This window comes from Marinicella rhabdoformis (assembly GCF_009671245.1).
GTDB lineage: Bacteria > Pseudomonadota > Gammaproteobacteria > Xanthomonadales > Marinicellaceae > Marinicella > Marinicella rhabdoformis.
On record NZ_VTFS01000001.1, the window covers coordinates 859,002 to 884,385 of the forward strand.

Sequence of the window (25,384 nt, forward strand, 5' to 3'; positions counted from 1 at the left end):
CGATAAACCAAATTAAATGAACAAGCATTCATTCATAACTTCTTACACACTGCATTCAAAAACAGATAAGGTATAATACGCGCATTCAAAACAACACCAAATCAGGCATTTGCCTTTGGAGTCTTAAAATGCAACACATTCAAAACCAGACAAAACCGTCACTGCTCAAACGCATCATGCCTTTTTTCTTGATTCTGGCCGTATTTATTGTATTGATGATTGTGATGAGCATGTTCAAGAAACCACCGGCTGTTGTTCCAGACAGACCTTCTGGTTTTTTGGTTGAAACTGCCACATTAAAACGCAATGATTTGAATGTAATGGTTAATTCACAAGGGTCAGTTAAAGCGAAGCGAGAAATCGCTTTGATGTCTGAAATCTCTGGTAAAGTCCGGTCTTTGAATGATGTCTTTGTGGTAGGAGGTCAATTTGCTGCCGGTGATGTCTTGGTCAGTATCGATGATGCAGATTATCGCGTATCGGTACAAAGGGCCAAAGCAAACCTGGCAAGTGCCCAAGCCAATTTAGATTTAGAACAAGCCAAATCGGACCAAGCATTAAAAGACTGGAAATCATTTGGAAAGCAAGGCAAACCCAGTGACTTGGTACTAAACATCCCTCAATTAAATGGCGCAAAAGCCAGCGTCAAAGCAGCACTTGCCGATGTGGCCAAAGCTGAAAGAGACCTCGCTAAAACACAAATCATTGCGCCCTTTGACGGCACCGTTTTAACCAAAAGTATCGATATAGGACAATACGTTAACATGGCCGGTCAACTGGGCACAATAGCCAGCACTGCTGTGGCTGAGGTGCGCCTGCCATTAACTGCCAGTGACATCAGCAAGTTGAAACTCAGTAAAATCAACTTAAACACAGACCCTATCCCGGTACAGTTCACAGCCAGCAATACAGATGATGTGATTGAAGGGTTGTTAACCCGACTTGAATCTGCCAAAGACAGCAAAACTTTATTGAATTACGCCGTTGCAGAAATCAATCAGCCACTTGCCAAAGGTTTATATTTCAACACGTTTTTATCAGCACAAATTCAAGGTGAATCACTCACTGATGTGTTCGCTGTTCCTGCTGCATGGATGATGGCTAATAATCAAATTGCGGTTTACAGAAACGGTCAATTAGAGATTCTCGATTTGAATGTGGTCCATAAAACCGATGATTATTTCTATGTCAGCTCAGGTTTAAGTGAAAAAAATCAAATTGTCATCACGCCAATACAAGCACCCGAAGCAGGGATGACATTGCGCCTAAAAGGTGAGCAAGTTAAAGCAGAAAAAGTCACTGAAACAACAGAGTCGCAGTCATGAAAAAGCGTTGGGACCAAGGACTGATTTATTGGTTCGCCAACAATTCAGTCGCGGCGAATCTACTGATGTTTTCTTTGCTTTTGGCCGGCTTGTATGTGGCCAGCACTTTGAAAAAAGAGATCTTTCCTGCCACCACCACCAATATGGTCACTGTTACCATGGCCTACCCCGGTGCGGCACCTGATGAAGTGGAAAAGGGCATCTGCTCAAAAATTGAAGACGCGGTCACTGGACTGGAAGGGATAGACAAAACCACCTGTGTCTCGAACGAAGGCTTTGCGCGCGGTACTTTAGAAATTGGCAACGATTACGTAGTAAAGGACGTGATGGCGGAAATCAAAAATCGAGTTGATGGCATCAATTCATTCCCAGTCCAAGCTGAAAAACCGGTTATCAGTGAAATCTTGATTCAACAGCCTGTGATGTTTGTTTCAGTTTATGGTAACGTGCCAGAACAGGATTTACTGACCACAGCTCGCTTAATTCGTGATGACATCATTGATTTACCAGATGTGTCAATGGCCCAACTGCTGGGCGAAAGACCCTATGAGGTGGCGATTGAAGTTACAGAACAAACCATGCGCCAGTATGCTTTGACTTTTGATGAAATTGCATCTGCCTTGCGTGCCAGTTCCATAGACATGCCAGGTGGTTCCATTAAAACAGATCGCGGTGATGTACTGTTGCGTTCAGTCGGTCAGGCTTACACGGGCAAAGACTTCGCTGATGTGGTGGTTCGCACCAACCCGGATGGTTCGCGCTTGATGATGCGTGACATCGCAGAGATAAAAGATGGCTTTGCCGAAGGTGGTGGTATGGCGACTTTCGACGGTCAGCCAGGCATCAGTATTCAAGTTCAATCAGTAGAAAATGAATCTGTGCTCGATATATCAGAGCAAGTGAATGCCTATGTGGCAAAGAAACAAAACAACATGCCAGATAACATGTCACTGGCCACCTGGTCTGATTCTTCTCATTATGTTCGTGGTCGTTTAGAAATGATGCAACGCAACATGTGGCAAGGTGCATTATTGGTTCTGATCATCCTGACTATGTTCCTGCGTTTGCGCGTGGCATTTTGGGTTATGGTCGGGTTGCCAGTGGCATTCTTGGGTGCTTTCATGTTGTTACCTGCTGTGGGTGTGAGCATCAACATGCTGAGTATGTTCGGATTCATTCTGGTCTTAGGTATTGTGGTGGATGATGCCATTGTCATCGGCGAAAGTTCTTATTACGAAATTCAGCACCACGGTCATTCACTTAAAAATGTGGTGATAGGTGCACAAAAAGTGGCGACTCCGGCTACTTTTGGCGTGTTGACGACAGTGGCAGCTTTCTTGCCTATGTTGTTTGTTGGCACCATGTTTGGTTCATTTTTTGAATCCATCGCTTGGGTGGTGATTTTGTGTTTGTTGTTCTCTTTGGTGGAATCAAAACTGATCTTGCCTTCGCATTTGGCACACATGAAAACTGACGACATTGGCACCGACAATCCAGGTGCTTTGTTGCGTTTTCAAAGAAAAGTGAATACGGCATTAGAACACTTTGTTAAAACCAAGTACCAACCTTTGATTGAAAAAGCCATTGCCAGACCGGGCGTGACTTTGAGTATTTTTGTAGCCGTATTTTTTCTCAGCATTGGCCTGATAGCCAATGGCATAGTGCGCTTTGTCATGATGCCTGATTTTGTTGCTGATTTTGTCCAAGCAGATTTTGCTATGGCACAGGGTACGCCACAATCACGAACCGATGAAGTGTTGGCAAAAGTAGAACAAGCATTGGTAAAATTGGACGAAGACGTCAGTAAAGAACATGGAAAGGATTCAGGCATGGTTTTCAGCCACCAGCTGGCTTTCACAGACTCACAAGTTTCTGGTCGTGTGATTGTGGAATTGGTGAAAGAAGAACATTCAGTCATCGATGGTAAGGAAATGCTCAAGCGTTGGGGTGAGTATATAGGTGAAGTACCCGGTGCCACGCACATCGGCACCATGGCTTTGACTGGACCGGGACAAGGACCTGACATTAATTTGAAACTCAGTGGACCGGATGTTGAGCAATTGCGCTTGGCTACTGATGAAATTGCAGCGGTGTTAAAAAATTATGATGGTGTCTCTGACATCAGAAATTCTATTGAATCGGGTAAAGATGAAATCAAGCTGGAATTGAAACCTTTAGGTCGAAACTTAGGGTTGAGTCAAGCCGACTTAGGTCGTCAAGTGCGCCAAGCTTTTTATGGTGAAGAAATTCAGCGCATGCAACGTGGCAATGACGAAGTCAAAGTGATGTTGCGTTATGACCGTGAAACACGAGAATCATTGAATTCTTTGGATGAACTGCGCATCCGCACGCCACAAGGTGAACAGCTGCCTTTACACACCGTAGCGACAGTGACTTTAGGTAAATCGGCCAATGCCATTGAACGTGTGAACCGCAAACGAGCAGCAAGGTTAACCGCAGTGGTTGACAAGGCCATTGGCGACCCGCAGCAAATAGCGCAAGAATTACAGGCTATTCACATCCCTGAAATTAAAAAGAAATTCCCAGGTGTGCGTTCTGAAACTGATGGTGTGACTAAAGAAATGGGTGAACTGCTGTCTAATTTAGCCATAGGCATGTTGGCTGCTTGTTTGGTGATTTATATTCTGATGGCGATTCCTTTGAAATCCTATGCCCAGCCTTTGATCATCATGTCGGTGATTCCATTTGGAATTACAGGTGCCATTGTTGGTCACATGATCGTCGGAGAAACCTTCAGTATGATGTCATTATTTGGTGTAATAGCCCTCTTTGGTGTGGTGGTGAATGATTCTTTGGTGATGGTGGATTACGTCAACAAAGAACGTGCCCAAGGCATACCTTTGTTGGAAGCCATCAAGCATGCCGGCTCAAAAAGATTCAGGGCCATTTTATTAACCTCTTTGACCACATTCTTCGGCTTATTGCCAATCATGTTTGAGCCATCATTGCAGGCGAAAGTGATTGTACCAATGGCTGTGTCTTTGGCTTTTGGTATCTTGTTCGCTACGGTCATCACCTTGATATTGGTGCCGGCACTGTATGCATTGTTAGAAAGATTGAAATTTCGTTTCATCAAGATTGATGATTATCAAAGAGCGCAACAAACAACTGCAGCTGTTGAGACTGAAGCGCACCATAACGATTTGGTATAAAGTGAAGCTGGAGAACAACCAACGGCGCATGATTCATTGAAATCATGCGCCATTAAATATGGTCTTGATTATTTATTCTGAAGATAGTTTTTTGGTGTTTTTAGCACCGAGGTCAGCCAGTTGTTCCATCTGGCGGTATAAATTGCCAGAACCCGTGCGAAGTTTCTTGTCAGCGGTTTCCCAAGTCCGCTCCATACTATCTAACTGCCCACGGATCTTGTTAAAGTCTTCGTAAAAGCCTGAAAATTTGTCGATTAACTTGCCGGCTCGTGAAGCGATGTCACGGGCGTTTTTGTTTTGTTTATCATTTTGCCAAAGTAAAGAAACGGTACGTAAGGTGGCGAGTAAATTACTTGCAGATACCAATAGGACATTCTTGTGGTATGCATTCTCTAACAGCATGGTGTCTTGATTGACAGCGGTTAAATAAGCCGGTTCAATGGCAACAAACATGAGAACGAAATCCACAGTTTCTATGCCTTCAAGCTGTTGGTAATTTTTAGCTGACAAGCCGCTGATGTGTTGATTCAAACTTTGTAAATGGCCTTTGAGTGCAGTGTCACGAATTTGGTCATCTTCTGCATTCACATAACGTTCGTAGGCGGTAAGCGAAACTTTGGAGTCAATGATCAGTGTTTTACCATCAGGTAAGTTGACCAAAACATCGGGGCGTTTTTGCTTGCCACTTTCTGTAAAACTCACTTCTGTTTGGTATTCCCTACCCTCTTCAAGCCCTGCCAAATCCAACAGCTTTTTCAAAACCATTTCACCCCAGTTGCCTTGAGTTTTGCTTTCAGACTTCAGCGCATGGGTTAAATCTTCAGCTTTTTTACTTAAAATTTGGTTCATTTGATTGATTCTGTTCAATTCAATTTTAAGCGATTCACTTTGTACTGCATTTTCTTTGTTACTTCTGTTCACCAAGGTACTGAAGTCTTTGAGTTGATCATGTAAAGGTGTGACAAGATTTTTTATGTTTTGTTTATTTACTTCAGTGAACTTATGGGTTTTTTCATCTAGAATTTTTTGTCCCAAGTGGTTGAACTGATCTTTCAATTGCTGCTGTGCTTGTTCGATAAAGTTTTGTTGCGCCTTTAGCCTTTCTTGGCCTTGCTCTTGTGCAGACTGCAATGCCGTATTATTTTTTTCTAATTCCATGATGCGCACCCGCATCTCGGGAATCTCGTCTGCCAACTGCTTTTGTGCTTCGAACTGGGTTTTGAATTGTGTGCTTAAATTTGTTAACTTGTTTTCTCGATGTTGAAGCACTTCATTTTTTTTATTCAATGCCTCAATCGTTTCATTTTTTGAAGAGAGTTTAGATTCAACTTGCTCCAAAGCACTTTTAAACTGTTCTTGTTGATGTAAAAACAGTAATTCATGCTTACTTCTTTGTAACCTGTAGACAATAAAACTGCCGATCATCAGCCCTAAAATGCCTGAAACAAGCAAACTTTCCAAGGTGTAAATTTGTATGACGCTGAGTAAATTTTCCATTCGAATATGCTATCATTTCACCCAAATGAACACAAAGGTATTCCTACATGAGAGTTTTTAAATATTTGTTTTTCGCACTGCTGTTTTTATTGTTGGCTTTTTTCGCCTACGGTTTCTTTGTTTTAGAAGACAAAGTTCAAGTTAAACGCAGCATTGAAATCAACCGTCCAGCAAAAATGGTCTTTAAGGCCGTCAATTCAATGCATCATTTTAACCAATGGTCACCGTGGTCCGAACTTGATCCTGATGCCACCTATCAGTATACTGGCCCAGAAACTGGTGTGGGTTCAAAGATGGCATGGCAAGGTAACCAAGAAGTTGGTACCGGTACCCAAGAAATCATTGAAAGCACACCCTATGAAAGCATCAAAACTGAATTGTATTTCGATGGGCAAGGAGATGACCCATCATGGTCTTCGATAATCATCACTGAACAAGGTGAAGGTGTAAAAGTCGACTGGGTTTTTGATGCCGATTTCAATGGCAACATCTTGGGCCGTTACTTTGGCATGATGATGGATGACATGCTGGGTCCACAGTATGAAAAGGGCTTGAGCAAACTTAAAACTATGGTTGAATCACAGGTTGTTTATGACTTTTCAGGGTTCAGTATAGAAGACGTAGCCGCACAAACCATTCTTTATGTGTCTTCAAAAGGCAATATGAACGAAGATTTAAGCCCAGTTATTGGTGCCGCTTATGGCCAAGTGATGGCTTTTATGGGTGCCAATAACATTGAACAAGCGGGCAGCCCCTTAACCATCAATCGCAGTTGGGGAGAGGGTATATGGGAATTTGATGCTGGCATTCCCGTCATGATTGACGGTATAGAATCGACCGCTGACAACCCAGTTAAATTGGGCAGCACTTATGCTGGGAAAGCAGTTAAATACGTGCAGGTGGGTCCCTATGATCAAGCTGCCGCCTCCTATGAATTATTGGACGCCTATATGGCAGACCAAGGGCTAGAAAAAAATGGAGACTCTTGGGAAGTATATGCAAACGATCCAGGCAGTGTCACAGAGGCTGAATACCTGACGTACATTTACCAGCCCATCAAATAAAAATTTCATACTATTGATTAAAGGCGCTCTTGTAGCGCCTTTTTTTATGCCTCACTTGACAAATTTACCGTGTTAGGTGTACCATTGGTACAAATGGTACATTAATACAAGAATATAAGCATGAACATTGTCATAAATACAGAAAGCCCAGAGCCTTTATTCGCTCAGCTGGTTGATCAAATCAAGCAAGCTGTCAGTCGCGGGCACATCAAACCCGGTGATCAACTGCCCTCGATCAGGCAGCTTGGCAATGATTTAGAAATCAACAACAAAACCGTAGCCAAAGCTTATGCACTGTTAGAGCGTGATGCAGTGATCGTAGCCAAAGGTTATCGTGGCAGTTTTATTCACCCTGATGCGGTAAAAAATTGTGATATTGATATCAAAGGCATCGCAGAAAATAAATTGGCTGCGGTGGTTCAAGAATTAAAAACTTTAGGTGTTACTGACAGTGAATTGCGTTTGTTATTTGCTGACATCATCAACAAAATTTAAGGAGTAGGTTATGAATCATATAGACATGTTACACATAGCATTTTTAGGGCAAATCATTGTTCTGTCATTGTTGCTACCTTTTTTAGTGGTCAATAAAATCAAACAAACCATCAGCAAACACCCCAAAGACTTGTTTCCTGAGTTGTATCCTGAAACACCTGAGCACATTATCAGACAAAGTCATATATACCTCATACTCTGTGCCATTATAGGCGTTTTAGGCGTGGCGCTTTTGGTCAGAACGCGCCACTTGGGATTGACAGAGTTCCTCAACTGGGACAGCCAATCAGTGATCATGCTTTACTTTTTATTGCAGTATGCTCCTTTTGTTTGGCTGTCTCATGTCAGTAATCAGTTCAGTAAAAAAATGCGACTGCTGAATAAAGCGTACATCAAAACGGCGAGTTTAAAACCGAGAAAAGTTTTTGACTATATCAGCACTTGGCAGTTATTGATGTTGTCTGTGATTTGGTCAGTTTTTGTTGTTGTGGTTGTCTTTGTCAACATGGACCCCTTTGAGGGATTTGCTGGATTAGGAAATTTATTGGTACCCATTTTTGTTAACCTGTTTTATTGGTTTATTTGTCACCGCATCATTCAAAGTAAAAAGTTCAACCCCAGTCAAGACCGTGAGCATTATTTACATACCTTATGTCAAACAATGGTCATCATCAATGCTTTAAGTGGTGTTTATATAACATGGAGCCTGACACAGCATTTGTTGGATTTAAGACCTTACAGCGACGTGTTCCAATCGTATTACCTACAAATCATTGGAATCGTCACATTCACATTACTAACCAAACAAGCCAAGACACCCACTCAGATGGTTTAAAACAGTAAAAACACCGGATTCGCCACTGTTGCTTAGAAAATAAAAGCAGCAGTGGCAACTTTGATTGCATTACAAGGAAAGCGTTCTTATAATTCGGCTCTTTGCTAATTTAAGGAATGTTTCATGTCTGTTTCAGCTTTACCATTTTCTGATCATTATTTGGCAGATGAAGATGCATTGATTAATCAATTGATTGATGCCGCCAATCCCGGTGCACATGTTCGCTTAGAAATTAAAAAACTGGCAGAACAATTAGTCAATAAAGTTCGTGACCAAATTGATGACATGGATGGTGTCGATGCCTTGATGAAAGAGTACGACCTGTCATCAAAAGAAGGTATTTTGTTGATGTGTTTGGCTGAAGCCTTATTACGAATTCCAGACAAAGACACTGCAGACAAACTCATCAAAGATAAAATTGCTGATGCCGATTGGAAGTCACATTTAGGTAATTCTGACTCATTGTTTGTCAATGCCTCAACATGGGGGTTGATGTTAACCGGTAAAATCGTTGATGTCGATGACAGCAAAAAAGGCATGTCGCGTGCTTTAGATAAATTCATCAACAAAACAGGCGAGCCAGTCATTCGCCAAGGCATACACAAAGCCATGCAAATGATGGGCAAGCAGTTTGTTATGGGCAGAACCATCAAAGAAGCCATCAAACGAGCCACTAAAAAGGGATTTAAGCAATACCGTTACTCCTATGACATGCTAGGAGAGGCCGCCTTAACTCAAGCAGATGCAGACAGGTATTATGAGGCTTATATGACCTCCATTGCGAGTATTGCCGATGCCAATAAAAAGAAAAACATTCAAGATGCATCCAGTATTTCGATAAAACTTTCTGCCTTGCATCCACGCTATGAAGTGGCAAATGCCCAACGCGTTCTGGCAGAGTTGGGACCAAAGGTCCTGGCCATTGCTGAGCATGCCAAGTCATTGAATGTTGCAGTCACCATTGATGCTGAAGAAGCAGACAGGCTGGAAATATCCTTGCGTATTTTTGAATCCGTATACCAGCAACTGACTGATTATCAAGGCTTTGGCCTGGTCGTTCAAGCTTATCAAAAACGCGCCTTAAAAGTCATAGAGTGGCTGGCTGAGCTGTCACAAAAACACGGCAGATTGATACCCATTCGATTGGTTAAAGGTGCTTATTGGGATACCGAGGTCAAACGCGCACAAGAACAAGGTTTGTCTGATTACCCGGTATTTACCCGCAAAGTGAATACCGATGTGTCTTATTTGGCTTGTGGTCGATTTTTGTTAGACAACCGCCATTTATTTTACCCTCAATTTGCAACACATAATGCCAACACAGTAGCCGCCATTGCCACACTGGCTGGCGACCAAGGCGGCTATGAATTTCAACGATTACATGGCATGGGACAGGCTTTACACAACCACACCGTAGCCGCAGATGGATTAAATCGACCTTGTCGTATTTATGCACCAGTCGGCTCTCATGAAGATTTGTTACCTTACTTGGTTCGTCGCTTGTTAGAAAACGGTGCCAATACTTCGTTTGTTAATCGCCTGACTGATTTGGAATTGGGTATCGATGAAATCACTCAGGATCCCATTGATAAAGTGCGCAAACATGACAACCATAAGCACCCTCATTTACCACTGCCTGAAGCCATCTTTGGTGAAGATCGTTTGAATTCAAAGGGGGTCAACTTGGGTGACATCAGTACGGTTGAGGGGTTGCAAAAAGAGTTAATGTGTTTGGAATCTGATCAATTCCATGCTGCCAGCTTGATTGCCAATATGCCAAATCAAGATGATGAAGCTGTCAAAGTGATGTCTCCTGCTAATTTACAAAAACAAGTAGGCAGTTACGTCAGAACACGAACCGAAGACTTAGATTTAGCCTGTGCTGAAGCCAAAACAGCTTTTCCTGCTTGGCGCGATGAACGCATGGCAACGCGCGCCCAATGCTTATTCACGTTAGCAGACTTAATGGAAAAAAATAAAGCAGACCTGATTCATTTATTGCGCCATGAAGCAGGTAAGACACTGGCCGACTGTATTTCGGAATTACGCGAAGCCGTTGACTTTTGTCGCTATTATGCGAACCAAGCCAACCAAGAATTTGCAGCTGGTGAGAAAATGCCGGGACCAACAGGAGAAAGTAATTACCTGTACCACCAAGGCAAAGGTACATTTGTATGTATCAGCCCATGGAATTTCCCGCTGGCTATTTTTACAGGTCAAGTTGTTGCCGCTTTGGTCACAGGAAACTGTGTGATTGCCAAACCGGCTGAACAAACTTCATTAATTGGTCATTATGTGGCCGAATTAATACATCAATCTGGTGTTCCTAAAGCGGTGTTCCAGTTGATCATTGGTGAAGGGCGTCGCATTGGCAACCATTTATGTCACAGCCATGACATCGCTGGCGTTGTATTCACAGGTTCTACGGCCACTGCACAGGTCATTAACCGCAACTTGGCCCTGAGAGAAGGGGCTTCAATTGCCACATTAATTGCCGAAACAGGTGGTCAAAATTGCATGATTGCAGATTCTTCATCTTTACCTGAACAACTGGTAAATGACGTGATTAATTCAGCCTTTTTAAGTGCTGGACAACGCTGTTCTGCCTTGCGCGTTTTGTTCATCCAAGAAGATGTGGCTGATAAAGTGATTCACATGTTGAAAGGTGCCATGGAAGAATTGGTCATTGGCCACCCCAAACACTTTTCAACTGACTTGGGTCCGTTGATTGATGAAAAAGCATTGGCTTCTTTAACGCAACACCGTGAACGCATGGCGATAGAAGGTAAGCCCATCAAGGCCTTAGAACTACCGGAAGAACAAGGTTATTATTTCCCGCCCCATGCCGTAGAACTGTCAAGTATTGACCAATTAACCCATGAAATATTTGGCCCTTTCTTACACGTCATCAGGTTTAAGGCCAAAGAATTGGATCAAGTGATTGATGCCATTAACTCGACAGGTTATGGCTTAACCACAGGCATTCATTCACGAATAGATAAGACTATTGAATATGTCGCCAGCCGAATTCAGGCAGGTAACTGCTATATCAACCGCAACATGATTGGTGCAGTTGTGGGCGTTCAGCCTTTTGGTGGCATGGGCTTATCCGGCACCGGCCCTAAAGCAGGCGGGCCTGGGTATTTACGCCAATTCATGACAGAAAGAACCATCACCAATAACATTTCAGCTGTTGGCGGCAATGCTGATTTGTTAGAATTAACTGATGATTGATTGAACCAATAACAAGGAGCTGTGGCCTGAGACTGCATGTATTTAGAATATTTTCATTTAACCCAAGCACCATTTTCGATCACACCTGATCCCGAATTTGTTTACTTGAGTGAAAAACATCAAGAGTCTTTGGCCCACCTTGTTTATGGTGTCACCCGTGGTGGTGGCGCTGGATTTGTCCAACTGACTGGAGAAGTGGGGACGGGTAAAACAACGATCAGTCGTTTGTTTTTACAGAAATTACCGGAGGACACACAAGCCGCGTTGATTTTAAACCCCATCATAACGCCATTGGAGTTACTTGAGAACATATACAAAGAGTTCAAACTCCCACTCAAAGGCGTTGAAGGCCAACTCAATGCGATGATTGATCGGCTCAACCAGCATTTACTTGAATGGTATGAACAGGGCAAAAACACCATTGTCATCATTGATGAAGCACAAAACATTCCTCGGGACACCTTAGAGCAACTGAGACTGTTGACCAACTTAGAAACCAGCCAACAAAAACTATTACAAATAGTATTGATTGGTCAACCCGAGTTAAAAACCACCATGCAACGTCGTGATTTGCGTCAGTTATCACAACGCATCACATCAAGATTTCACTTACAAGCATTGTCTGTTACTGAAACTCAAGCTTATATCGCTCACCGTTTGTCGATAGCAGGTGTAGAGCACCCGCTTTTTTCAGTTGGTTGCTGTCAAAAAATTCACGCATTCACAGGAGGCACTCCGAGGTTAATTAACACCTTATGTGACCGCGCTATGTTGGCTGCATTTGTCGATGAAAGCGATGTGGTCAAAATCAAGCATGTAAAACAAGCAGCAAAAGAAGTGTTAGGCATTGAAACCAAACCTTTAGGGCTCAGCAAAGGCATGCTGGCATCTGTATTGGTAATATTGGCGATCGCATTCTTCCAACTATGGCAGGTTAATGCTGTAGTTCAAGAAAAAGTGTTTGAAGTTCCGGCCGTTTCGAATACGCAGAAAACTAAGGATGTGCATGATGAAGTTGAATTAACTCAAACACCTAACAACAGTCATTCTTGGCAAGCTTATTTAAACTTGTGGCACCCAGATGAACACCTCAACTGGAACCAAAACCAATGCCCTGACAGTGCGGATTCAGGCATGTCATGCTTGCGACGACAAGGCAATTTCAATCAAATAACAAGACTTAACACCCCTGTTCTACTTGAACTTTCAAATCAAAAACTGTTGTTACTCCAAGGATTTAAAGATGGGCATTGGCTAGCCTTAACCTCATCGGGCTTGCAAGCATTCAGTCAAGAAGCGATAGAAAAAAACTGGTTTGGAACCTATTTTGTTTTGTGGCCCCTGGCTGAAGAACTGATTGGTGATACAATGTCAGAAAATATTGCTGCTTGGGTTCAATCTGTTGCTGCAGTGATAGAAAACCGTCCTTTTACCGCGGAACAAAGCCAAGCTTGGGTGGTCGAATTTCAACAAAATAACGGTTTGTTAGCAGACGGTATCGTCGGTAACGAAACACAAATGGCTTTGGCCCTACAAGCCTACCAAGGCCCTAAACTCAAAAAACAATAAACATGTCATCAATTTTAGAAGCATTAAGAAAGTCAGACGACAAAAGAAAACAAAGCCAAGATGGCGGTGTTGATAAAATCCAATTCAGTGAATCACAACAGCCAAAACAATCACGCAAAGGCTTTTATTTACTGGTGCTGTTTTTACTCTTGATAGCTGCAGGCGTTTGGGCTTATCAGGCAGGTTATTTGTCATCACTCAAAAGTTTACTGACAGCTGAAGAATCAGTCACACCACCCCCCCTTCCTCAACCCAGCAAAGCGGTCACCAAGCCAGAAAATCAAATCACCCCAGATTTAAAAAAAGACAACAGTAACACTGAAAAATCGTTACAACCACCAAAACCTAAAAACATCAAAAAGCAAATTGCAGCAGTTAAAAACCAGTCAACTGAACCAACACAAATTGACCTTAAGAAAGAGTCCAAGACCGTCAAAGAGTTAACCAAAAAAATACAGGACAACAAGAAAAAAGGCCGTTTAATTGTGGATGGCACCAAGGCTTCAAAGGTGAACAGCGACAAATCCAATCAAACAGACAAGAAATCCGCCGAAGTAAAAGCCGATTCAAAACAACAGTATTTGCTGATGCATCAATTGCCTTTTGCCATCAGGCAACAAATGCCAAGCATCAAAATCAATGTTCATGTTTTTGACCCCAATCCCGACAACAGACTGGTCATCATCAATGGCATTGGCTTTAACATAGGTGACAGCATAGAAGAAGTGGCAACCATCAAGGACATCACTTCAGAGGGGGTGGTTATTGACCTTTCAGGTACGGTGTTTTTGATACCCAAGTGATCAATTTTTCCAACAAAAAGCGCAAATACATCCCCTATTTGTCATCTCTTGTCGGTTTGGCATTACTTGTTGTGATGATTTTGCTGGTCAGGGCAGAAGACAGTCACAACATATATGCCAATTGGGCCATCAAAACCAAAGACTACTTGACCTTGGTTTCATCCCATCCTTGGGAGTTGAAGCGCCTTTTTTCATCTTTATTTTTACATGGTAATTGGTCACACTGGCTGATTAACTGCTCGGTATTTGTGTTATTGGCATTCTCAATCGAGCGTGTTTTGGGCTGGCAGCGCTTCATGCTGTTGTATTTTGGTGCTGGCATCATCGGCAACATAGCGGCCTGTGTGACCTTGTCCAGTTCGAGCCAAATTCTTTTAGGTGCCAGTGGCGCAGTTTCTGGCTTAATCGGTGCTTGGTTGGTGCTCTTTCCAGGCAGGAATATACGCTTTATTTTCCCCATAGGTTTGTACTTGCAGAAAACATCATTACCTTTAACATTGGTCGTCTTTTTGTGGCTCAGCATCCAAATTGCGCTTCAATTTATGGCCACCAATTTATATAACGTGGCATGGATTAGTCACATCGCAGGATTTACGTCTGGTTTTTTACTGGCGCGGTTTGTAAAATAAGCCAATGAGTAAATCACACATCTTAATCATTGATGACGAACCAGACATTCGAAGTCTGATTTCTGACATTTTGTCAGACGAAGGTTATCAAGTCAGCACGGCTGAAAATGGTGCAACCGCACAACAACAGCTCAGTGAGTTCACACCTGATCTTGTTTTATTAGACATTTGGATGCCCGATGTAGATGGCATTTCCTTGTTGAAAGGCTGGCATGATGCAGGAAGCTTACAGTTTCCAGTGGTCATGATGTCTGGACATGGCACCATAGAAACAGCCATAGAAGCCACAAAAATGGGCGCTAAAGATTTTGTTGAAAAACCCATATCATTGGCCAAACTGTTACAAACAATTGAACAAACACTGAGCAGTTATGCCAAAGACCTAAGCATAAAAGCAGACAACCCTTGGCAGTTTTATGAGCCCATTGGTAATTCAGAACACAGTAAACAGCTTCGCAGCCACATAGACAAACTTGCCAAAAACAACAATAACACGGTCTTTGTTGGCGACAGTGGTACAGGCAAATTAACTTTGGCCATGTTGCTTCACAGCAGACGAAATGCAAACCAACAGGCAGCTGCTGTGATTGATGCCTTACAGCTCAAAGCAGAAGATGCGGAAGCACAACTGATACAAATGGGAAACCAATTGTTATCGCTCAACCAAAATGTTTCTTTAATCATCAGCAACATCGATTGTTTAACACAGGAATTACAACAACAGCTGTTGGCTTGTGTGAAACAATGGTCCTCACCCGAGTTGGCACTGTTAACAACCACACAACAAGACATCAAAGCGCTGGTTAACAGCGGTGAGTTTTCACGTGAGTTGTATGATCATTTAGCAGAAATCACCATCGTGGTGTCCTCCCTTTCGGAACGCAGTGATGATGTACCTGAGTTGTTGAACTTTTATGTCAACCACCTGCCCGACCATGAACAAACGCCCTACAGAAAAATGTCCTTTGCCGCGCAAAATCATTTACGTAATTACACTTGGCCAGGCAACATCCGTGAATTAAAAAATTTAGTCCGACAATTACAATTGCTTGGCGGTGAAGGTGATATTGAGCTTGATGAAGTCACTGACTTATTAGAGGCTGAGCACGCACAACAGCATGCCCACGGTAACACATGGTATGATTTAGACTTACGTGAAGCCAGAGAAGCTTTCGAGCGCGATTATTTGATGCACCATTTAGAAAAAGTAGAAGGAAAAGTGGGGGATTTGGCTAAGATTGTTGGTATGGAACGTACACATTTGTACCGCAAACTCAGGGCACTTGACATCAATCCCAAAGCGGCGACCCAGTCATGAAAATCATCATACTCGGTGCTGGCCAAGTTGGTTCTTCAATTGCAGCCCATTTGTCACGAGAGAATAATGACGTCACAGTGGTTGATACCAACATTGAAAAACTCAATGAAATGCAGAATCAATTAGACATCCGAACTGTACACGGTTATGCCTCACACCCTTCTGTATTAATCAGGGCTGGTGCCAGTGACGCTGACATGGTGGTGGCTTTAACCAACTCAGATGAAGTCAATATGGTAGCCTGCCAAGTTTGCTACTCTTTGTTTCATACCCCTACAAAAATTGCCCGAATCAGAGAAGCCGAATACGCCACACACCCTGAAATGTTTGAACACGAACACGTACCCATTGACTTTCACATTTCACCTGAGCAAATGGTTACACGGCATATTTATGGCATGATTGAATATGCTGGGGCCAAACAAGTCATGGATTTTGCTGGTGGCAAAGCCCAATTGGTCACCGTCGAAGTTGAAGCAGGCGGCCCTTTGGATGGTCAACAGCTGCGAGAATTCAATCACGTCCTCCCAGAAAATGTTGGCGCCCGTGTGGCTGCCATCTTTAGGGGTGATAAATCAGTATTTCCTGAAGGGGAAACAGTGTTGAAAACTGGTGATTTGGTGTTTGTGTTGGCTGCCAAAAAACACATCAAAAAAATCATGGAGCTATGGCACCAAGGAGAGAAGCCTGCCAACAAAATCATCATTGCCGGTGGTGGTAACATTGGTTTTAATTTGGCAAAAGCCTTAGAAAGAGACCACTCTGTTAAAATCATTGAGTACAACAAAGACAGAAGTCGTTTTATTGCTGAAGAATTAACCAAGGCACTGGTGATTCGAGGCGACTGTACTTCTGAAGAAATATTACATGAAGAGAACATCAACCATGCTGATATTTTTTGTGCTTTGACCAATGACGACCAGGCCAATTTATTGGCCGCATTACTGGCTAAAAAACTCGGTGCTAAAAAAGTCATGACTTTGATTAACAAACAAAGTTATGCACAATTGATTGAAAAAGACACCATTGACATTGCCGTTTCTCCTCAACACATCACCATGGGTGGCATATTGGCTCACGTTCGTGGCGACTATACGGCCAGAGTCCACTCTTTAAGACAAGGCGCTGCTGAGGCCATTGAGGTTGAAGTGAAAGGTGATGCCAACTCGTCTAAAGTGGTCGGTAAATTGGTACAGAATATCAATTTGCCTTTGGGCTGCACCATTGGCGGCATTGTCAGAAACAACAAGGTCATCATGGCGCACCGCAACTTAGTGATTGAACATTTAGATCACCTCATCATGTTTGTTACCGACAAACGCAACATCAACGACCTCAAACGCTTGTTTGAAGTTGACGCTTCTTTTTTGTGACATGAATCCCAGGCTGATAGCAAAAATCATCGGATTGCTGCTGCTGGTCTCCAGCGGCATGATGCTTCCCCCTGCTGTCGTTGGTATGATTTATCAAGATGGTGACATCATCCCTTTTCTTGAAGGCTTCTTGTTTTTGGCTTTAATTGGTGGCAGCTTATTTTTCACTTATCGACACATTTATGCTGAGCTAAAAATCCGCAGCGGTTTTCTTGTCGTTGGCTCATCTTGGCTGATCGTAGGATTGGCAGGCGCCGTACCTTTGTATGCATCAGACTTTCTAGACTTAAGCCTTATTGATGCCATATTTGAATCCATTTCAGGGTTAACCACTACAGGTGCTACCATCTTGACTAACATCGATGACCTGCCGCATTCAGTGAAGTTTTATCGCCAACAAATGCAATGGTTTGGTGGCATGGGCATCATCGTATTGGCTGTTGCTGTTCTGCCCATGTTGCGTATTGGTGGCATGCAAATATATAAAGCAGAAACACCAGGCCCAATGAAGGACCAAAAGCTCACACCTAGAATCACCGAAACTGCCAAAGCACTTTGGTACATCTATTTAGGGATTACCATCACCTGTGCCGTGTGCTACTTTATGGCGGGTATGTCACTTTTTGATGCCATATGTCATGCCTTCTCTACCATATCGATTGGAGGCTTTTCACCACATGACGCTTCTATGGGTTACTTTAATAACGCCCTAATTGAAGCCATTGCGGTAATCTTCATGATGATTGCAGGAATTAACTTCGCCTCACACTTTATGGCGTGGAAAGCGGCCTCAATCAGGACTTACATGCTGGACTCTGAAGTCAGGGTGTTTTTGGGCTTTATGGTGATTGCTTCTATTCTGACCTCTTTCCAGCTTTATGTTACAGGCACGGCAGATTCTTTATTTGAATCAATCCGTCAAGGTACGTTCCAGGCTGTCTCAGTTGGCACCACCGCAGGCTTTACCACAGAACCCTTTTATTTATGGGCAGGCGCATTACCTATCATGCTGATGTTGTTCAGTACCATTGGTGGCTGTGCAGGTTCAACTGGCGGCGGTTTTAAGGTCATTCGGATGATTTTACTCTTTAAAATGAGCATGCGTGAATTGTACCGCTTGATTCATCCCCACGGCAAATACCTGGTCAAAATCAATGACAAAACGGTCAACTACCGTGTACTAGATTCTGTTTCTGCTTTCTTCGTACAATTCCTCTTTCTGTTGTGCGTTTTTTCCATTCTTTTGGCCGCATTTGGCGCCGATTTGACCACCGCCTTTTCATCATCATTGGCTTGCCTAACCAATTTAGGCCCAGCGCTTGGTGAAGCCGGTCCTCATTACGCTAATATATCTGAAGGCGGCAAGTGGGTGTTGTCATTGGCAATGATTTTTGGCCGTTTAGAATTGTTCACTTTGTTTATTTTGCTGATTCCCGCCTATTGGGAGTTCTAAATACAGCGGCTGACTAACTGATTTTAATCAAATCTTCCCAGCGACTGGTGTAATGTGGTGACATGCTGTTGGCACGCATGGCCCAACGCTTATCAAAACCCAGACTGGCAAATTTCAGCGCATCACGACCATAACGCTGGTTGATTTTATCCAAACTGTCCATCAGTTCAGGTCGCGCCTTGATGGTGTTGAATAAATCACCTTGATGCCCTTTTCTTGGGCTCAAGGCATTCAGTAAAATGCCTGCCTTCTTATACTGTTCATTGTGCTTATACAATCGCCTCAAGCCAGCTTCAATGGCTTGAATGAACACGCCCGTGTCATCACTCGGCTCAGCTAACATAATGGTTTGACTGGGTTGGTAAAGGTAACGGTCTTGCTGTCTTTTCGCATATAAGTAGAGTGTGATGCTGCGCGCCATCGACTGCTGGGCACGAAGCTTTTCACAACAACGACTGACGTGGTAAGACAAAGCTTCCTTCAAGTCATTGTAGTCTGTGATGCTGTGACCAAATGAACGTGAATTAAGTATCGACTTTTTGGGCTGTGGTACTTCATCAAATGCCAAACAACTGACACCACGCAGTTCCAAAATGGTACGCTCCACATTCACCGAAAAGATGCGTTGCAACACCGCATGATCGGCTTGGTGTAAATCCCAAGCCGTGTGGATGTGTATCTTGGCCAAGCCCAGACTCAATTGCCTGCCAATGCCCCAAATTTTCCCCACTGGAATTTTGGGCAGCCAATATCGCCTGGCTTTTTCAGTACTCAGGTCAACCACACCATCAGTCAGAAGCTTGTTCTTCTTGGCAATATGATTGGCCGTTTTTGCCAGCGTTTTACTCGGGCCTAAACCGACACAAACGGGCAAAGACAAACAGCGCCACAAATCATTTTTGATCCGCAGGCTGATGTCACGCAACGGCTCTGGATACTGATCAAAACTCATGAATGATTCATCTACCGAATACGAGGCGACTTGCTCACAATGCTGTTCTAGAATCCAGTTAAAGCGTTGAGACATGTCTCCGTACAACCCATAGTTGGATGAAAAAGTCACCACGCCATGCCTTTTCAACAAGCCTTTGACTTTAAACTCTGGATCCCCCATCTTGATACCGATGGCCTTGGCCTGATCAGAAAGCGCAATGATGCAACCGTCGTTGTTACTCAACACCACCACAGGCATATCATTCAGCTCAGGACGAAATAAACGCTCACAGGAAACGTAAAAGCTGTTGACGTCACATAAGGCAAAAGTCTTCACCATAAAGCGCTCAAACCAATGACCTGGCGATCCCTGTCACCACACCCCAAATCACCAGTTCGACTTCACCTGTGACCTGAATATCTGAGTAATGCGGGTTTTCCGCCTGTAAACGCAAACCGCCGTGGGTACGCAAGCGCTTAACGGTGAATTCATTGTTCAATAAGGCCACCACCACGTCCTTGTCCTTGGCTGTTAAAGAGCGATCGACAACCAATACATCATTCTGCAAAATACCGGCACCCTGCATAGAATCCCCTTCCACTTTGGCAAAAAATGTGGTCGCTGGATGCTTAATCAACAACTGATCCAAGCTCAAGCTGTCTTCCATGTGCTCATCCACCACACCTGGAAAACCAGCCGAAACCTTGCCTGAATACAGCGGCACTTCGCTGTATTGACCACTGGGTTTTAATAAAGTCACTTTACTCATGCTGATATTTTACGCCCAGCCGATAGACAATACCAATCATGCTTATGCTTTTACTTCTTTTTGACTTTATTACAGCCACAAAAAAACCCGCAAGATTGCGGGTTTTTTTAATTCAAAGCTTAGGCTGATTACTCAGGCTTGGCTTCCAAAGCTTTCATTGACAAGCGCACACGGCCTTGTTTGTCCACTTCCAAAACTTTCACTTTAACCACGTCGCCTTCTGACATTTTGTCAGTGACTTTGGCAACACGTTCGTGACAGATTTCTGAAATGTGAACCATGCCGTCTTGGCCTGGTAACAAGTTAACGAATGCACCGAAGTCCATGATTTTAACCACTTTACCTTCGTAAATTGCACCCACTTCAACTTCAGCAGTCAAATCTTCAATGCGTTTCTTGGCCAAATCACCGTCTTCACGGTTGATAGAAGCAATCGTTACCGTACCGTCATCATTGATGTCAATGGTGGTGTTGGTTTCTTCAGTCAAAGCACGGATCGTTGCACCACCTTTACCGATGATGTCACGGATCTTGTCAGGGTTAACCTTGATGGTTTCCAAACGCGGCGCGTAAGCTGACATTTCTTGTCTGTGAGAAGAAATGACTTTGTTCATTTCACCCAAGATGAAGTTACGACCTTCAGTCGCTTGTTTCAAAGCGATTTCCATGATTTGTGACGTGATGCCTTGGATTTTGATGTCCATTTGCAATGCAGTGATACCTTCTTCAGTACCGGCCACTTTAAAGTCCATGTCACCCAAGTGATCTTCATCACCCAAGATGTCAGACAATACAGCAAAGTCATCACCTTCTTTGATCAAACCCATGGCAATACCAGCAACAGGTGCTTTCAATGGTACACCCGCATCCATCATAGACAATGATGAACCACACACTGATGCCATAGAACTAGAACCGTTAGATTCAGTGATCTCAGCAACAATACGCTTAACGTATGGGAATTCTTCTTCTGTAGGCATAACAGCCAACAAACCACGTTTAGCCAAACGGCCATGACCGATTTCGCGGCGCTTAGGACCGCTCATGAAGCCTGCTTCACCCACACAGAATGGAGGGAAGTTGTAATGCAACATGAAATCGTCTTTGCTTTCGCCTTCGATACCGTCGATCAACTGTGCATCACGACCAGTACCCAATGTAGTGGCTACAATCGCTTGTGTTTCACCACGGGTGAACAAAGCTGAACCATGAACGCGTGGTAAGATGCCCACTTCTACAGAGATTGGACGAACCTGTGTGGGATCACGACCATCGATACGTGCTTCACCAGAAATGATCTTGTTACGAACGTGACCTTTTTCTAATTGACCAACCAACTCTGAAACTTCTTTTGGACAGTGTGTTGATTCTTCACCTTCTGGAAAGTAATGGGCATTCACTGCATCACGCATTTCGCCCAAAGCCGCATAACGTGCTTCTTTTTCTTGGTTAGCGAATGCCGCTTCGATTTGTGAACCGAAATTTTTGTTGATATCAGCCAGTAATGCTTCATTGGTTTCAGCAGCTTCCCAAACCCAACGTTCTTTGCCCGCTTCTGCAGCAAATTCTTTGATGTTCTCGATCACAGTTTGCATCGCATCGTGACCAAAGTTTACCGCACCCAACATCACTTCTTCTGATAACAAGTCAGCTTCAGACTCAACCATCAATACCGCTTGGTCAGTACCCGCAACAACCAAATCCAATTGAGATGTTTCTAATGCTTCCAAAGAGGGGTTCAATAAATATTCACCGTCAGCATAACCAACACGTGCCGCACCAATTGGGCCGTCAAATGGTAAACCAGAGATGGCCAATGCCGCAGACGTACCAATCAAAGCTGGGATGTCTGAATCGATGTCTTTACTGAAAGACATCACTGTCGCAATCACTTGCACTTCGTTTTTGAAACCTTTAGGGAATAAAGGTCTGATGGGTCTGTCGATCAAACGACAAATCAATGTTTCTTTTTCAGTAGGACGTCCTTCACGTTTGAAGAAACCGCCTGGGATGGCGCCTGCTGCGTAAAATTTTTCTTGGTAGTTAACTGTTAATGGGAAGAAGCTTTGATCTGGCTTGGCTTCTTTTTTACCCACTACTGTAACCAATAAAACAGTGTCGCCCATGCTGACTTTAACCGCACCTGATGCTTGTCTTGCAATTTGACCTGTTTCTAATGTGACTGTGTGTTCACCGTATTGAAATTGTTTTATTTGTTTATTCACTTTTTTTTCCTGACCTGCGAATGGCCTGTTATTTTCTTATTTCCGAATATGCATTCCCATGAATACATACAAAAAACCCGCAACAATGTGCGGGTTTTGAGCCAATCTTATCGTCTTAAGCCAAGACGTTTGATGAGGTTTTGATACCTCACTGTGTCTTCGCGCTTAACGTAAGCCAGCAATTTGCGACGTTGATTAATCAACTTGATCAAACCGCGTCTTGAGTGTTTGTCTTTTTTGTGTGACTTGAAGTGTTCCGTTAAGTTGTTAACGCGAGCGGTCAATAAAGCCACTTGTACTTCAGGTGAGCCAGTGTCGTTGTCACTGGTTTTGTAATCAGCAATAATTGCTTGTCTTTGTTCAACTGTAATCATGTTATTTCTCGTTGAAGGAGCTTGTCCAATAGGGCATGAGCTCGTTTAAAAAAACCGACGGGCCGTCAGACGATCGTACCAGTCAGAATATTGACTTAATGGCCGTGCCATTAAGTGCGCGTATTCTAATCTTTTGATATGGCAAACTCAAGCATTGCCACAGTTATTTCAGCATTATTGTCCCAGACAGCCAATCATGTAGTAGTTGCTTATTTTTAAACCATAAAATAACATTAATTATCAGCAAAAAAGCGGCGACTGGAAACATGAGTGAAACAAAATATTCGGCATCATATGCCGACAAATACACTGGGATCATAGAAACATGATAGGTCAGAGTTCTGATGATTTTTGACTTTAAACTGGGTTCATTCAAGTAAACATCAAACAATTTAAAATCCAACATGTACTGCATGCTTGACATACTGATGCTGGACAACGAAGAAAAACTGTTAAACAAAATATAAGCCATAATGATGAGTAATTCTTTATCAAGGCCAAATGAAGGCTGGTAAATGATACCGATAAAAATCACCGTCATGATAATTTCTATAAACACACCAAACGGCCTGTTATAAAATTTTTCACCTTCTTTTTGTTTTCCCTTCATTTCAAGTAAGCTGAATACGTGCTGTACATAATCTTCAGGGAACAGTTGGTGAAATTCTTGCCATTGCGACTCCCATTCCAACACTTCCGCAACCAACCGAACCATAGGCTGATTTAACAACAACGATTTATTCTCTTTGAGCTGGAAAAAATTGTATTCGGCTACCCGCTTGAACAGCTCTTTTGACAATGAATCTCGCAGCTGCAAATCCTGAATCTCATGGTATTGATTAAGGAAGTTCCAACTTTCCGCTTTCTTCTTGCGCTTGTACTCCGCGAAAGCCATCTGATGAAACTGTTCTAAAATGTCATTGGCTAAATTTAATTCAGTGTCATCTTCCTCTACTTCTTCAATAACATCGTCAATTTCTTGGGTATGAGTAAATTCACTCACCACTGATTCCACTTCAGCCACATCATCAGCCACATCAATCGGTGATTCTGTCTGTACTTCTTCTGATTCGTTTTTTTTCGGATACTCAGGCGTTACAGCCACCACGTCATCATCCGCCTGATTACTTTTCAGCAAAGTCAAAGCATATTGATAAGCTTGATTGATTTCTTGAAATTTCTCAGGCGCTTCATCTGGCCTGTATTTTCTTATCAGTTTGGCATAGGCCTTTTTGATGACTTTTTTGTCATTTGTTTCTTCTGTGCCTAACACGTCCCATGGGTAATTCATGATGTTTTAACCATTTTTATTGAAGCCAATTCATCATGGATATATTTCTTACCTCCTAAAAAAGCTATAACCCAAACTATATAAAGAAGAATCACTACCATCCCCCCCTTCAATACCAACTGCTCATTACCCAGCAATATCATATAAATAGGGGCAAACATCATATGAAATGCAGCCAATCGTATAATTATTTGTTTATATGAAATCGAAGTATAAAATTGACTGTTTGCTTTGTAATTAAGCCATTTACAACCCAATGTTTCACGTCGCAAAATAAGCTCAATAATAACTTGATAGAAAACGAAAGAAAATACAAAAAACCCAACAAAATCTTCTCCTGCGGTTAACCACAGCCGTAACAAACATATTGATGAAACCAAGGCTATATCAATCAGTAAAGCCATTATTCTTTTCCATGGTTCTACACCAAAAGAATCAGCAGAATATTCACTGTTTCCCTCTATTAGATTAAAATTTAGCCTAATACAATCTAGAGTAAAGCAGTATTGGTATTCTTGCCAACGGCCTGTCCAATGAAACAGCGAATCCAAATACTGAAGCGTACTTTCAGTGATAATGATTAATCCAGTTTCTTTGATGTGGTTATTATTAATATCATAACATTTCTGAAATGCTAAATAAGCCACATGGCTTCTTTCCTCAAAAGCCATGTCAACCAGCAAGTTATCAACCACCTCCCAGTTTTTTATATTATTGACATCTTGAATTTTTCCATCAAGAATATTATTTACCTGTTCAATGCAAGCGTTGACTTTAAAGTTGTCATGAGTAACGTTTTGCTTTTCTTCTTTTTGATTGTCACACTCTGTTTCAAACTCTACTCCAATAGCTTCCGTGCCTAGTTCTAAGGAATTCAATGCGAACTGATACGCTTCATTGATTTCTTGAAATTTCTCAGGCGCTTCATCTGGCCTGTATTTTCTTATCAGTTTGGCATAGGCCTTTTTGATGACTTTCTTGTCATTTGTTTCGTCAATGCCGAGCACATCCCAAGGATACATT

19 protein-coding genes are annotated in these 25,384 nt (G+C 42.8%); 12 read left to right on the top strand and 7 right to left on the bottom strand.

Features of this window, described 5'->3' with window-relative positions; translation table 11 throughout:
• The first annotated feature begins 128 nt into the window (after positions 1-128).
• Both FET73_RS03730 and FET73_RS03735 read left to right on the top strand, forming a co-directional pair.
• Complete coding sequence (locus FET73_RS03730; RefSeq protein WP_154222560.1) at positions 129-1,325, top strand: efflux RND transporter periplasmic adaptor subunit; 1,197 nt, start codon at positions 129-131, stop codon at positions 1,323-1,325.
• Positions 1,322-4,498, top strand: coding sequence for an efflux RND transporter permease subunit (locus FET73_RS03735; protein WP_154222561.1), 3,177 nt, complete (start codon positions 1,322-1,324; stop codon positions 4,496-4,498). Before FET73_RS03730 ends, FET73_RS03735 begins: the two co-directional genes overlap by 4 nt.
• A 72-nt stretch (positions 4,499-4,570) precedes the next feature.
• Here the strand turns inward: FET73_RS03735 and FET73_RS03740 are convergent, their stop codons facing one another.
• Complete coding sequence (locus FET73_RS03740) at positions 4,571-5,995, bottom strand: DNA recombination protein RmuC (protein WP_154222562.1); 1,425 nt, start codon at positions 5,993-5,995, stop codon at positions 4,571-4,573.
• Positions 5,996-6,042: 47 nt separating this feature from the next.
• Between FET73_RS03740 and FET73_RS03745 the strand changes: the two genes are divergently transcribed.
• The 10 genes from FET73_RS03745 (at position 6,043) to FET73_RS03790 (ending at position 18,768) form a co-directional block, all read left to right on the top strand.
• Entirely contained in the window at positions 6,043-7,059 is a 1,017-nt protein-coding gene (locus tag FET73_RS03745; RefSeq protein WP_154222563.1) for an SRPBCC family protein, read from the top strand.
• A 120-nt stretch (positions 7,060-7,179) separates the two neighbouring features.
• The gene (locus tag FET73_RS03750) at positions 7,180-7,554 is read left to right on the top strand and encodes a GntR family transcriptional regulator (RefSeq protein ID WP_154222564.1); all 375 of its coding nucleotides are present in this window, start codon (positions 7,180-7,182) and stop codon (positions 7,552-7,554) included.
• Positions 7,555-7,564: 10 nt separating this feature from the next.
• Positions 7,565-8,389, top strand: coding sequence for a hypothetical protein (locus FET73_RS03755; protein ID WP_154222565.1), 825 nt, complete (start codon positions 7,565-7,567; stop codon positions 8,387-8,389).
• Between the two features lie 123 nt (positions 8,390-8,512).
• Positions 8,513-11,623 (top strand): bifunctional proline dehydrogenase/L-glutamate gamma-semialdehyde dehydrogenase PutA, encoded by a 3,111-nt coding sequence (gene putA, locus FET73_RS03760; protein ID WP_154222566.1) that lies wholly within the window; start codon positions 8,513-8,515, stop codon positions 11,621-11,623.
• Between the two features lie 36 nt (positions 11,624-11,659).
• Complete coding sequence (locus FET73_RS03765; protein ID WP_154222567.1) at positions 11,660-13,192, top strand: ExeA family protein; 1,533 nt, start codon at positions 11,660-11,662, stop codon at positions 13,190-13,192.
• A 2-nt stretch (positions 13,193-13,194) separates the two neighbouring features.
• The gene (locus tag FET73_RS03770) at positions 13,195-13,995 is read left to right on the top strand and encodes a general secretion pathway protein GspB (RefSeq protein WP_154222568.1); all 801 of its coding nucleotides are present in this window, start codon (positions 13,195-13,197) and stop codon (positions 13,993-13,995) included.
• Complete coding sequence (locus tag FET73_RS03775; protein ID WP_154222569.1) at positions 13,992-14,624, top strand: rhomboid family intramembrane serine protease; 633 nt, start codon at positions 13,992-13,994, stop codon at positions 14,622-14,624. Before FET73_RS03770 ends, FET73_RS03775 begins: the two co-directional genes overlap by 4 nt.
• A 4-nt stretch (positions 14,625-14,628) precedes the next feature.
• Positions 14,629-15,942, top strand: a complete 1,314-nt coding sequence (locus tag FET73_RS03780; RefSeq protein ID WP_154222570.1) for a sigma-54-dependent transcriptional regulator — start codon at positions 14,629-14,631, stop codon at positions 15,940-15,942.
• Entirely contained in the window at positions 15,939-17,315 is a 1,377-nt protein-coding gene (trkA, locus tag FET73_RS03785) for a Trk system potassium transporter TrkA (protein ID WP_154222571.1), read from the top strand. Before FET73_RS03780 ends, trkA begins: the two co-directional genes overlap by 4 nt.
• A 1-nt stretch (position 17,316) precedes the next feature.
• On the top strand, positions 17,317-18,768 hold the full coding sequence (locus FET73_RS03790) for a TrkH family potassium uptake protein (protein WP_154222572.1): 1,452 nt from the start codon (positions 17,317-17,319) through the stop codon (positions 18,766-18,768).
• Between the two features lie 13 nt (positions 18,769-18,781).
• Here FET73_RS03790 and FET73_RS03795 read toward each other — a convergent pair whose 3' ends face one another.
• From FET73_RS03795 to FET73_RS15380, 6 genes are all read right to left on the bottom strand, one after another.
• On the bottom strand, positions 18,782-20,038 hold the full coding sequence (locus tag FET73_RS03795; RefSeq protein WP_343032269.1) for a Y-family DNA polymerase: 1,257 nt from the start codon (positions 20,036-20,038) through the stop codon (positions 18,782-18,784).
• A 10-nt stretch (positions 20,039-20,048) separates the two neighbouring features.
• Positions 20,049-20,471 (bottom strand): LexA family protein, encoded by a 423-nt coding sequence (locus FET73_RS03800; protein ID WP_154222574.1) that lies wholly within the window; start codon positions 20,469-20,471, stop codon positions 20,049-20,051.
• Positions 20,472-20,599: 128 nt separating this feature from the next.
• The gene (gene pnp, locus FET73_RS03805) at positions 20,600-22,696 is read right to left on the bottom strand and encodes a polyribonucleotide nucleotidyltransferase (protein ID WP_179952093.1); all 2,097 of its coding nucleotides are present in this window, start codon (positions 22,694-22,696) and stop codon (positions 20,600-20,602) included.
• Positions 22,697-22,803: 107 nt separating this feature from the next.
• Positions 22,804-23,070: a 30S ribosomal protein S15 gene (rpsO, locus tag FET73_RS03810; protein ID WP_154222575.1), complete on the bottom strand. Its 267-nt coding sequence runs from the start codon at positions 23,068-23,070 to the stop codon at positions 22,804-22,806.
• 163 nt (positions 23,071-23,233) lie between these two features.
• A complete protein-coding gene (locus FET73_RS03815) occupies positions 23,234-24,361 on the bottom strand; it encodes a DnaJ domain-containing protein (RefSeq protein WP_154222576.1) in 1,128 nt (375 codons plus the stop codon).
• Complete coding sequence (locus FET73_RS15380) at positions 24,358-25,383, bottom strand: J domain-containing protein (protein WP_154222577.1); 1,026 nt, start codon at positions 25,381-25,383, stop codon at positions 24,358-24,360. Before FET73_RS15380 ends, FET73_RS03815 begins: the two co-directional genes overlap by 4 nt.
• Position 25,384: the final 1 nt, after the last annotated feature.